The 12,312-nt window shown below is 28.7% G+C and carries 10 protein-coding genes; 7 read left to right on the forward strand and 3 right to left on the reverse strand.

Going from position 1 to position 12,312, the window contains the following annotated elements:
• Positions 1-11: 11 nt before the first annotated feature.
• From J0H68_04750 to J0H68_04760, 3 genes are all read right to left on the reverse strand, one after another.
• The gene (locus tag J0H68_04750; GenBank protein MBN8827995.1) at positions 12-575 is read right to left on the reverse strand and encodes a flavodoxin family protein; all 564 of its coding nucleotides are present in this window, start codon (positions 573-575) and stop codon (positions 12-14) included.
• An 83-nt stretch (positions 576-658) separates the two neighbouring features.
• Positions 659-1,417 carry an SDR family NAD(P)-dependent oxidoreductase gene (locus J0H68_04755; GenBank protein MBN8827996.1) on the reverse strand — a complete coding sequence of 253 codons (759 nt, stop codon included), beginning with the start codon at positions 1,415-1,417 and terminating at the stop codon, positions 659-661.
• Between the two features lie 126 nt (positions 1,418-1,543).
• The gene (locus J0H68_04760; protein ID MBN8827997.1) at positions 1,544-3,475 is read right to left on the reverse strand and encodes a 1-deoxy-D-xylulose-5-phosphate synthase; all 1,932 of its coding nucleotides are present in this window, start codon (positions 3,473-3,475) and stop codon (positions 1,544-1,546) included.
• Between the two features lie 220 nt (positions 3,476-3,695).
• Between J0H68_04760 and J0H68_04765 the strand changes: the two genes are divergently transcribed.
• The 7 genes from J0H68_04765 to J0H68_04795 all read left to right on the forward strand — a co-directional run bounded on the left by J0H68_04765 (position 3,696) and on the right by J0H68_04795 (position 12,229).
• The gene (locus tag J0H68_04765; GenBank protein MBN8827998.1) at positions 3,696-3,947 is read left to right on the forward strand and encodes a septum formation initiator family protein; all 252 of its coding nucleotides are present in this window, start codon (positions 3,696-3,698) and stop codon (positions 3,945-3,947) included.
• Complete coding sequence (locus J0H68_04770) at positions 3,944-4,423, forward strand: SH3 domain-containing protein (protein ID MBN8827999.1); 480 nt, start codon at positions 3,944-3,946, stop codon at positions 4,421-4,423. The genes J0H68_04765 and J0H68_04770 overlap by 4 nt, the downstream gene beginning before the upstream one ends.
• Positions 4,424-4,562: 139 nt before the next feature.
• Positions 4,563-5,495, forward strand: coding sequence for an FAD-dependent thymidylate synthase (locus J0H68_04775; protein ID MBN8828000.1), 933 nt, complete (start codon positions 4,563-4,565; stop codon positions 5,493-5,495).
• Positions 5,488-8,685, forward strand: coding sequence for a hypothetical protein (locus tag J0H68_04780; protein MBN8828001.1), 3,198 nt, complete (start codon positions 5,488-5,490; stop codon positions 8,683-8,685). Before J0H68_04775 ends, J0H68_04780 begins: the two co-directional genes overlap by 8 nt.
• A 67-nt stretch (positions 8,686-8,752) precedes the next feature.
• Positions 8,753-10,513 (forward strand): ABC transporter ATP-binding protein, encoded by a 1,761-nt coding sequence (locus J0H68_04785; protein MBN8828002.1) that lies wholly within the window; start codon positions 8,753-8,755, stop codon positions 10,511-10,513.
• Between the two features lie 79 nt (positions 10,514-10,592).
• Positions 10,593-11,330: a DNA repair protein RecO gene (gene recO / locus J0H68_04790; protein MBN8828003.1), complete on the forward strand. Its 738-nt coding sequence runs from the start codon at positions 10,593-10,595 to the stop codon at positions 11,328-11,330.
• A gap of 170 nt (positions 11,331-11,500) precedes the next feature.
• Positions 11,501-12,229, forward strand: coding sequence for an N-acetylmuramoyl-L-alanine amidase (locus tag J0H68_04795; protein MBN8828004.1), 729 nt, complete (start codon positions 11,501-11,503; stop codon positions 12,227-12,229).
• Positions 12,230-12,312 lie beyond the last annotated feature (83 nt).

Raw genomic sequence — 12,312 nt, forward strand, 5'->3', positions numbered from 1 at the left:
GTAATTTCTTTTTATTTATTCCACCTTTTTACTGCTTCAGCTACTCTTTTACCATATTCTTCAGCTGTTCTTATGTCACCTTGCGGAGGATTAGTTTCTGAAGCAGGCGCATTATCTGATTGAGCCATAACTCCAAGCCAACTACCCATTCTATTTAAGTTATTATCATTTTTTCCTTCAGTTAATAAATGATTACTTATCCAAAGCATACCGTGTTGGGAAGCAAATACCGAAAGATACTGAAGAGTTGTAAGCTTATCCCCGCTTAAAGATCCTGAATTTGTAAAACCTCCTGCAAGCTTATCCACCCATTTACGGTTAAACCATGCTTTTGAAGAACTATCTGCAAATATCTTAAATTGCGCTGAGGCACCACCCATATAAGTTGGAGTACCAAATATTATTCCTTGAGCATTTTCTAAATCTTGCCATTCATTTTCTTGAATTTTGCCTTCGGCAGAAATTTTTATTAATTGACCTTGAATTCCAGTTTGCTCCACCCCTCTAGCAACTGCCTTTGCTACAAATTCAGTATGACCAAATCCACTGTGGTATACGATACAGACTTTAGGCATAATAACATCCTTTTATAAAATTAATAATATAGTAATAATATAATCATACTAAAATTAATTTAAAAATCCATTAACACTTTTTACTACCATGGTAAATCTTTCCCATCTTCAACATTTATGAATCTACCACTATCTTTTAATGTGGACTTTTCAATTACAGCTATAATATTTTTTGCACTTTCACTCGGATTTGCACCAGCAAAATTTGTCATACCTGTAGTAACTTTACCAGGGTGCAGCATTAAAACTTCTATATTATATTTATTTAAATCTTGAGCCAGAGCAATCATTCCTGAATTTAAAGCGGCTTTTGAAGTTCTATAAGCGTATCTCCCTTCATATTTGTCAATTATATTTAAAGAATTGCTAGCTCTATTACTTGATATTGCAACTACCTTTTTTACTTGGCTTTTACTTAAATTATCTTGCAAAGCTAATGTTAATTTTATTGGTGCAATTGCATTAATATGGAATGATTCTAACCATTCTTTTGTATCCAAGTCTGGGGTTTTATTTGCTTTCCATGAATAAATGCTATCATTATGTATAATTACATCGATAGGAGTATCTTTAATAACTTTTAATACCCTTTTCTCTGAACCTTCCTTAGTATGATCTACGTTCATTGTTGTAAGTAAAGCATGTTTTAAGCTTAAGAGTTCTTTAGAGCTTTTAGTTGACCGGTAGGTAGTATAAACTTTATGGCCTTTAGCCAAATACTCTTTTACTAGAGCCAAACCAATCCCTTTATTTCCACCAGTAATAAGAACATTGTCAGCTAAAGAAATGTTAGAATTTATTATTGCTAATATTAAATATAAAAACTTTAATTGATTTTTCATCTGCTTACTATTATTAAAATTGCTAATACATTCTGCAATTTATAGTTAAATCTTATTATAAGCAATAATAAATGATAAAACTTAACTAATAGATAATTAATACAAATCAAATATTAGAAAAAAGTTTTATACCATTTCTCTTTTATAGATTTTAGAAGTAATATTTAATACTTGGCTAACAATACCACCTTTATCCAATTTTGCTTCCATTAACATTTCGGCTTGTGTGGCCTGTTCAATGAATTTATCCGGAAGATAAAGAGCGCGATAAATTAATTTACCTTGATCAAAGTAACCCTCATTTGAAAGTAATTCTAGTACTTGAGCAGAAAAACCTCCTATGGCCCCTTCTTCAAGGGTTATTAATACATCATGAGAATTTGCAAGTTTTCTAATTAAGTCTTTATCAATTGGCTTTGCAAATCTTGCATCAGCAATCGAACACATAACACCATATTCTTGTTCTAATTCTTGTGAAGCTTGAATAACATTTTCTAATAAAGTACCTAGTGAAATAAAACCTACCTTAATACTATCTTCCATATTTTCGGTTAGCTTAATAATTCTACCTTTGCCTATTGTAAACATTTCCTCATTTTTATCTAAAGATAGCAAGTTTGATTCACCACGGGGATATCTAAACGCTATAGGACCAAAATTATAATAAGCTGCAGTTTTAACCGCGGATGCAAGTTCATAAGCATCACTTGGTGCCATAACCACGAAATTTGGTAAGCTGCATAAATAAGTCAGATCAAAGCTCCCAGCATGTGTTGGTCCATCTGCCCCAACAAGTCCTGCCCTATCAATTGCAAATCTTACAGGTAGATTTTGTAAAGCAACATCATGCACTACTTGATCATAAGCTCTTTGTAAAAATGTAGAATAAAGAGTACAAAACGGCTTTAATCCTTCGCAAGCTAAACCTGCTGCAAACGTTACTGCGTGCTGCTCTGCGATTCCAACATCAAACATTCTGTCTGGAAAATGTTTAGCAAATGAATCTAACCCCGTACCAGAAGGCATAGCTGCGGTGATCGCTATAATCTTATCATCCTCTTTTGCTATTTTAACTAAGCTTTCAGCAAAAATATTAGTATATGTTAATTTAGAATTTGCGGATTTTTTTTGCTCTCCTGTTTCCAAATCAAATATATTAACTGCATGATATTTTTCTATAGAACCTTGTGATGATGTAAAACCTTTACCTTTTTCAGTTATAATGTGCACCAAAAATGGTGAAGAAACATTTTTATCTTCTTTAATATTAGTTAAAACTGTTATTAAATCTTCCAAATCATGCCCATTAAGTGGGCCAATTGAATAAAATCCCAAATCATCAAAAATATCATTTACTGTGCTTATATTTCTAAAATATTGTTCAGTCTTTTTAACAAAATTTTCTACTCCAGATGGTAAAAATTCTAGAGCCTGTTTCGCAAAATTTCTAAAGGTTAAATATGGCTTAGAAGAGCTAATTTTAGATAAATATTTACTCATAGCGCCAGTTGGTGGCGCAATCGACATATCATTATTATTTAATATAACTATAAGCTTATTTTTTGAATAACCAGCATTATTAAATGCTTCATAAGCCATACCAGCACTAATAGCACCATCACCAATCACTGCTACTACATGTTTATCTTCTTGTTTTAAATCTCTAGCAACGACCATACCAAGTGCTGCAGATACCGAAGTAGAGCTATGTCCTGCTCCAAAATGGTCATATTCACTTTCTAACCTTCTAGTAAAACCAGATAAACCACCCTTCTTCCTAAGGGTAAGCATTTTGTCTTTACGGCCAGTTAAAATTTTATGAGGATATGTTTGATGTCCTATATCCCAAATTACTTTATCAAAAGGTGTTTCAAAAACGTAGTGTAATGCTATAGTTAGTTCAATTACTCCAAGCCCTGCTCCTAAATGCCCACCAGTTTGCGACACTACCTCAATGGTTTTTTGACGTAATTCTTCAGCTAAAGCTTTAAGCTCATCTATACTTAAACCTTTTAAATCTTTAGGGTAATTTATATTATCTAAAATAGGATATTTCATTTTTTATCTTTAAATATAACGATACTATATAAGTAGTTTTGCCAGTAAGATAAAACATTATTTACCTACTTGCAAGTTTTGATATTATGAAATATTACATGTTATTGAAAAATGATATTTTTTGTGTTAATGTTTTAAATAAATAAGTTTAGAATCTTAAAAAATGTTAATAAAATTTACAAAAACCAATATTTTAACCACTCTTATCTTAGTACTATCATTGTACTTTATCTATCACACTATTATAGGCCAACGTGGTATCTTAGCTTTAATGGACCTAACTGGAGAAGTAGAGAATTTACAAAGGGAAATTGAAGATATTAGAGCAGAAAGATTACTTTTAGATCATAAAGTCAACCTTCTTAAGTCTGAATCATTAGATTTAGACTTAGTTGAACAACAAGCTAAAGAGGTTTTAGGGCTTGCAGATCCGAAAGAAGAAGTAATTTTATTAGAGAAAGACAAAAAATGAAGCATATCTTAATATCAGTAATAATTTTTTTATTAAGCACTCAGATCACTTTTGCTAAGGAAAAATTGCCTATACCAAGATTTGTAACTATTAAATCTAATGAAGCTAATGTAAGAACTGGCCCAAATGTTCGTTACCCTGTTAAATGGGTGTTTATTAGTAAAAATGAGCCAGTAGAAATTTTAGCTGAATTTGAGCAATGGAGAAAAATCAGAGATATTAGCGGTGAAGAAGGATGGGTGCATGAATCAATGTTAAGTGGCAAGCGATTTGTTGTAGTTAAAGCTTCCGACAACCAAATTTTATTTAAAAACTCCACTAATAATACTTATCCAGTTGTAATAGTTGAACCCGCTGTACGTGCAAAACTATTAGAATGCACTGGCGAATCGTGTCGAATCCAAGCTAAAGATTATAAAGGCTGGATAAAAAAAGACAAAATTTGGGGTGTCTATAAAAATGAGATATATAAATAATCTTTATTAAAAACTCTTGAATAATAAAGCCTATAAATATTTATAATCAAATAGTTATTTTTAACTATTTACAAATGATCATTTTTAATATTAGACTTCTCTACTAAACTATTTAAATAAACTTTAAGTAATGGTCACCATGGATAAAAATCAAGAAATTGCCGAATTACGAGCAAATACCGCTGAAACTCGTCGCGCTACAGTTCAAAGCTTAGAAGATGTTTTATATACTCCTTTCCCAGTTCTTGATCACGGCTTTGTGAGGGTTATTGATTATATGGGAGATGATAGCGCAATTGTACAGGCAGCTCGTGTATCTTATGGTAAAGGTACTAAAAAAATTAATGAAGATGCAGGCCTTATAAATTATTTAATGAGGCATAAACATACTACTCCTTTTGAGATGTGCGATATAAAATTGCATGTTAAATTACCATTTTTCGTGGCACGTCAATGGATTAGACACAGAACTGCAAGCGTAAATGAATATTCCGCTCGTTATTCTATTTTAAATAATGAATTTTATATCCCAGAAATGGATCATATGGCTGCTCAATCAGCAAGTAATAGACAAGGAAGAGACAAATTACTTCCTTCTGATCTAGCACAAAAATTTAGAGAACTTTTAATTGAAGATTCAGAGAGATGTTATAAAAACTATGAATTAATGTTAAATCAGGATGATCAAGGAAATACTATTGATGAAACAAGAGACGGTTTAGCTAGAGAATTAGCTAGAATGAATCTAACCTTAAATTACTATACAGAATGGTATTGGAAAACTAATTTACATAATTTATTGCATTTCATAAGATTACGCGCTGATTCTCATGCACAATATGAAATAAGAGTATATGCAGAAGTAATCGCAGATATCGTACAGAAATGGGTACCACATACCTTTAATGCTTTCGATGAGTATGCAGTTAATTCTTATAATATATCAAGAACAGGCCTTGATGTAGTTAGAAAAATGCTTAAAGGCGAAGAAGTCACACAAGAAACTAGTGGCATGTCAAAACGTGAATGGAATGAATTTAGTGAAGCATTAGAAATTAAAGAACATGCATGATGATAATGATAATAATTCAAAATATAATAACCCAGATTTAGTTAATGAGACTGAAAATGGAGAAGTAGAAGGTTCAATAAGTGATAGTAAAGCAGAAAAAGGCTTAAACATTGACCCTTCTCATCTCTCTGAGAATTTACAAAAAGCTCCCTTAATTGAGAAAAAAGATAAACTTAATTTATTCAATATGATTAAAAAGTTTTATCTGACTTTTCTCATTGGGTTACTCACAGCTATACTAATAACTAGTATTTGGGCATACCAAAATAGGTCTATTCTTATTGAAAGAGTTACAGAAAAAATTATAAGTCGCTTCTTTTTTCCTGGGAGTCAAACTGATGTTGAACACATAAAGTTATCATTTAATAAAAAAACTAAAACTTTAAATTTAGTTATTGAGAAAGTAAATATTAAAAAAAATGAAACTATTATTTTTCAAGCTAAAAATATCCAAAGTAGTCTTTGTATTGGTGAATTACTCTTAGGTCACTTCTTACCACATTCAACTGTTGTTAATGATGGAAGCATACTTATTGATAATTTTGTAAAAGAAAAAAGAAAATCAAAAGAATCATTTTCATTTGCAGGTTTAAAAAATTATTTAAAGTCAGTACAAGAAGAAGAAAGAAAATTTTTAGAAATTAACAATTTAACATTAATCTCTTCTTATTTTGATGATCTTCTTATTAAAAAAGCAGATTTTACTGTTAATAAAGGAGATAACAATTGGCAATTAATAGGTAAAATCTCTAGTAATTTACATGATGAAAAGTTTATCAATACGCTTAAAATTGATTACGAAAGAAAAAAATCAATAAAAATAGCTGCAGATTTCCCTAAAGTTCCTTTATCTTTCATTTATCACTCATTATCAAAAAAGTATAGACAAACGCTTGGAGAATTTGAAGGGAATTATGAATTTACCCCAAGTTTTAATATCCTTACTGATGCAAAAGGTAATATCACGGAATGGAATATTAATGTTAAAGATGGGAAAGGCCATTACTTTTTTCCCAAATTTTTTCCAACAGAACATATTGTAGAAAGCACTAAATTAACTATTAAATATTTACCTAAAAGTCATGTAGCTAATATCGAAAATTTAGAAATAAAATTAAATGATAAAAGTATAATAAATGCTACTACAGAGCATGACTTTAATAAAGATTCAGATCATAAAGTTGAATTAGAATTAACCAATTATAATATTGAGAATTTATATAAACATTGGCCTTTGACTACAGCTAAGAAAATTAGAGATAGTGTAATTAAAATAATCCCAACAGGTTATATTACTAATGCCAAAGCACGTTTTCATATAAACCAGGATTGGTTTACTCCAAATACAAAATTAAATGAAAATGACATATCTGCTGATTTGGTTCTAAATCACGCAGAAATAATGGCTCATAATAAGCTACCAACTATAAGTAATGCTAATGCGAAAATTAAATTTACTAGTTCTAAAGTAGATTTTTTAATTGATCATGGTGAATTTAATGGCACAAAAATTAATACAGGAAAAGTAAATATTCCTTTTACAAGCGAAAGTATTGTAGCAATTGAAGCTAAGAGCTCAGGACCGTTAAAAGACGTTTTTAACTATATTTTCCCATTTATTGATGAAAAGAAAGAAGAATATAATACTTTACATAAAATTAGTAAGGGTGGAGGTACTTTAGAATCAGAAGTAAGTCTCAATATCCCACTTCATAAAGAAGTCACATTTGAAAATATGGATTTAAAGTATAAAGGCAAATTAGACAACCTTACACTCAATAATTTTATTGAAACTAATAATAAAAAATTTAGCGTTAAAAATGGTTCTTTTGATATTTTATTAAACGGTAATGATTTAAAATTTAGTGGAAAAACAGAGGTAGATAACCTAACAGTTAATATTGAAGCTAATAAAAATTTAAAAGAGGCTGGTTTAAATACTACATATAGAGTTAATTTAAATAAAGATAATTTAATCAAATTATATAAGCAATTTATTGCGGATGATTTTTATCTATATGGATTTGATTTAAATGGAAAGCTTAACTTATCTATAGATTTAGTTAGTGATAATAACTTATCTGGTAAATTTTATGTAAATGGAAAAGAGGCTTTAATTAAGTATAATAAGCTTAATTATACTAAAGAAATAAATCGACCTTTTGAAATAAAAGGTACTTTCTTAATTGATGATAAAAATTTTAAAATTGCGAATACCTCATTAAATGCTTCAGACTTAACGGCAAATATTAACTTAAATTTTAACAAAGCAAAACAAAAACTGGAATTATTAGAAATTAATAACATCAAATCTATAAATAATGATTTCTCATTAAACTATAAGAATTTAGATAAAAGTGAAATTAATGTTAAGGGTAAAAAAGCTAATTTAGGACCTTATATTGAAAATTTTCTATCTTATAAAGGTAAAGAGCGGAAATACGATAAAAATATGAATTTAAACATACATTTAGCTAATAGTATCATGGCGAATGATATTATGTTTAATAGATTTAATGTAGACATTCATTGTAGCGATATATGCCATAATTTGAATTTTTCTTATAATACTTCTAAAAGTTATTTACTTCTTAAAAAGGAAAAAATTCAGGATAAAAATACTATAAGACTTAAAACAAACAGCTTAGAGGAAGCGACGAAAGCTTTTGATCTATCAAAAAATATTAGAAACGGTAGTTTTACTATTGAAGTCACCGAAACAGAATCTAATAAATTCGTTGGGAATGTTGAAGCTAAAAATTTTATGGTTCTTAATAATTCTGTACTTTTCACTATTCTAAGACTTACTTCAATTAGTGGTCTTATGAATATGAAAGCAGACAATGGGATATCATTTAGTTCCTTTGCAGGCGAAATGGAATTTAATGAACCTGATAGAACTATTTTTTTAGATAATGCGTACGGGAAATCTGATAGTTTAGTTATCAGTGTAGAAGGTAATTATAATTTAATTACAACAGAAACTGACTTTAAAGGCGTCCTAACTCCTGACTTATATTTTAATAATCTTGTAAGTGAAATCCCTGTAATAAGCGCATTAACTGGAAATAAAAGTAAGGGTGTGTTTGGTGTAACATATAATATTCGAGGCAATACTAGTAATAGAAAAATTAGCGTTAATCCACTCTCTATTCTTACCCCTGGCTTTTTAAGGAATATTATCAAATAAACACTTTTTATTAAGCAAAAATAAGGATAAAATAAATATAGCTTAATAAAAAATTAAGGCTGTGCGTATGAGTACCTTACCTAAATCTTTATATAAATTTATTTTATATTTTTTAAAACCCATAAAATGGTATTTTTTAGTATTAATATCTTTAACTATTTTAATTAGCACACTTCCTGCTGTTGATGGGTACATTACAAAATATTTTATTGAATATCTTACTTATGATAGCATAAATCATTTATCAGTTTTCAAATATCCAATTCTTTTTGCAGTATGGTGGGGCTTTTTAAATATTTCACACAATATATGCGAATACTGTCTAATGAAAATTATTCCAACAACCAGAATCAATATTATAAGTCATTTAACAGATTACGCTGTCAATCATTCCCATAAATATTTTCAAGAAAATTTTACAGGTAGTATAGCAAATAAAATTTCTGAAATGTCTAAAAGCACTTCAAAAATTATTGAAATATTTACTTCGAAAATTTTGATTAAATCTTTAATGTTAATCTTTTCAATAATAGCTGCTTATACAACTCATAAAACCTTTGCAATTCTTTTTAGTACTTGGAACGTAGTGTTTATTCTAGGTAATATTTACCTAATGAAATATATAGAAAATTATTCTAAAATTTTTGCTAAAGAAAAAAGTAAAACTTTTGGAAGAAATGTTGATTTAATAACTAATATAGCAAATGTAAGATATTTTGCTAACAAACTATTTGAAATAAATTACTTAAATAAGCAATTAAACAAAACCAGACAAGCTGATGTTAATTTAAGAAAGTTTGAAATAAAAACTTCCCTAATTAAAGGCTTAATAAATAATATTTTTATCGGACTTGTAATTTATTTTATTTCCACTTTATATATTAATAAGCAAATAAGTATAGGAGATATATCCTTAATTATTATTATTTCTTTAAATTTAAGTGATAACACTTGGACACTTGTAGAAGCCATAAGCGATTTAACTGAAGAAGTGGGAACATGTAATCAAGCATTAACCCTTATATCCAAAGAACATGACATTAAAGATGCAACAAATGCTACAAAGTTAGTTGTTACTAAAGGCGAAATAGAATTTAAAAATGTTCATTTTAAGTATCTTCAAGATGATTGGCTATTTGAAGATTTATCTGTAAAAATTAATCCAGGTTCTAAAGTAGGGTTAGTTGGTTATTCAGGTAGTGGAAAATCTACATTTATTAATTTGATTATAAGGTTATTTGATATTAATAAAGGTCAAATTCTTATTGATAGTCAAAATATAAGTAAAATTACTCAAGATTCTTTACGTCAAAACATTTCTTTTATACCTCAAGATCCTTTACTCTTTCATAGAAGTTTAATGGATAATATCAGGTATGGTAAATTAAGTGCAAGTGATGATGAAGTCATTGAAGCTGCAAAACTTGCTAATGCGCATGAATTTATTATTGAAACAGAACAAGGATATGCTTCCCTTGTAGGAGAAAGAGGGATTAAACTTTCAGGTGGTCAAAGGCAAAGAATTGCAATTGCAAGAGCGATACTTAAAAATGCTCCAATTCTAATATTGGATGAAGCTACTTCAAGTTTAGATAGTTTAACTGAAAAAACTATACAAGATAGCTTAGCTTATTTAATGAAAGATAAAACAACAATAGTCATTGCCCATCGTCTTTCAACCCTTCTTAATATGGATAGAATTTTAGTATTTGATAAAGGTAAAATAATAGAAGATGCAAATCACGAAGAATTATTAGCTAAAAATGGATTATATGCAAATCTTTGGAATTCACAAATTAATGGCTTTATTACTCCAAGTGTAATTTGATTTTAAATAATGTATTTAATTTAAAAGCAATTTATATTACCATATAATAACAATTCATTATTAACATTTATTTACTTCCATGCAAATTAATGACAAGGCTCTAATTTTAACCAGAAAAAAATTTGGTGAGAGCAAATATTTACTAAGTCTTTTAACAAAAGAAAACGGTAAATTACTTGCTTATACAAATGCTAGTCGTAAAAACATGGCAAGTTATGAAATTGGAAGTTTAGTTAGTGTTAATTACTCATTTAAAGAAAATAGCAAATATGGATTTGCATCCGTTGAATTAATCAAACCTTTTGCACTTTTAGTGTTAGATAACCAAGCTAAACTTTATGCAATTACATCTGCTTGTGCTATAGTTGATCATATTATAAATGAAGGCGAGCAAAATGTTGTATTTTATGTCGCTCTATCTAAATTATTAGAAGAAATCACACATGATCAAACTTGGTTACAAACTTATTCAAAATTTGAACTTTTAGCGCTTTCAGAATCAGGATTTGGTTTAGATCTTTCTAAATGCGGTGCTACAGAAAAATGTGAAAATTTAGAATATATTTCTCCAAAAACTGGCGCTGCCATTTCACTTGAAGCGGGTAAAGAATATTCTGATAGATTATTTAAATTACCTAAATGGTTATTAGGAAAAGGAGATTATAATTTAGAAGAAGTTTATTCTACTTTAAAAATTTCTGAATACTTTTTAAATAAACATTTCTTTATAAATAAAAATCAAAATATTTCGATTAATAGAAATTGTTTAATGAAATATTTAAAGAAAGAATTAACTCCCTCATCAATTATGACTTAAAGTTAAAATATATTGTATTGAAAACTGCATTGAAGAGCTAAAATAAGGAATATAAGCTTCTGCAAGTCAGCGGTATTTACTTGTTTAAATAACTTTACCATGTTATTCTCCTTTTGAAAAACTTATAACAATAATAATAACTTATTAACATTATTTGTAAAATAAATTTTATGCATGTTGATATCGACCATAGCTATCCTTCTCAAAATTTTAGTAACCGAAATAATGATCAAATTGATACAATTATTCTTCATTATACAGTCACGAACTTTGAGAAAAGTTTAAGTCTACTAACTCAACCTGAATTTAAAGTAAGTAGTCATTATTTAATTCGAGAAGATGGTAAAATCTTTAATTTAGTTGACCCAAACAAAAAAGCTTTCCATGCAGGCATGAGTTTCTGGCGTGGCAAAGATAATTTAAATGAAAATTCTATAGGAATAGAAATAGTAAATAATGGCAACGCTCCTTTTACAAATGCTCAAGTTAATTCAGTAATAGCTTTATGTCTTCATTTAAAACAGTTGTTTCCATTAATAAAAGATCAAAATATTATTGGTCATAGTGATATAGCTATTGGGAGAAAACTAGATCCTGGTAAATTTTTCCCTTGGGAAAAATTAGCAGAAACAGGAATAGGGCTTTGGACTAATTTAAAATTTACTAGTACTGACTTTGAAATTTTATATAGATTAGGTCATAAAGACTCTGAAATTTATAGACTTAAAGAGCTTTTAAAACATGTAGGTTATAAAGTTAATAATCTCAACAATGAATTTGATTTAGAATTAAAAATGGCAATTTATGCGTTTCAGCTTCACTTCAACCCTACTCAGGCAAATGGTGAATTTAATCAAGCTACTGTAAAACTTGCCACTGCTCTAAATAATTACATTTAACTTCCTATACGTACTTATAACTTGTTTTTGCTGTAGTTTTCCCTTATTATAAGGCCAAATTTTCTAAATTGAACGGAGCTTCT

It is taken from the genome of Sphingobacteriia bacterium (assembly GCA_017304685.1).
Classification (GTDB): domain Bacteria; phylum Pseudomonadota; class Alphaproteobacteria; order Rickettsiales; family 33-17; genus JAFKLR01.

Coding starts and splice junctions, on each gene's coding strand:
- recO (MBN8828003.1), top strand. CDS start 10,593: ATGCAAATTAATGACAAGGCTCTAATTTTAACCAGAAAAAAATTTGGT.
- J0H68_04795 (MBN8828004.1), top strand. CDS start 11,501: ATGCATGTTGATATCGACCATAGCTATCCTTCTCAAAATTTTAGTAAC.
- J0H68_04775 (MBN8828000.1), top strand. CDS start 4,563: ATGGATAAAAATCAAGAAATTGCCGAATTACGAGCAAATACCGCTGAA.
- J0H68_04770 (MBN8827999.1), top strand. CDS start 3,944: ATGAAGCATATCTTAATATCAGTAATAATTTTTTTATTAAGCACTCAG.
- J0H68_04760 (MBN8827997.1), bottom strand. CDS start 3,475: ATGAAATATCCTATTTTAGATAATATAAATTACCCTAAAGATTTAAAA.
- J0H68_04750 (MBN8827995.1), bottom strand. CDS start 575: ATGCCTAAAGTCTGTATCGTATACCACAGTGGATTTGGTCATACTGAA.
- J0H68_04785 (MBN8828002.1), top strand. CDS start 8,753: ATGAGTACCTTACCTAAATCTTTATATAAATTTATTTTATATTTTTTA.
- J0H68_04755 (MBN8827996.1), bottom strand. CDS start 1,417: ATGAAAAATCAATTAAAGTTTTTATATTTAATATTAGCAATAATAAAT.
- J0H68_04780 (MBN8828001.1), top strand. CDS start 5,488: ATGCATGATGATAATGATAATAATTCAAAATATAATAACCCAGATTTA.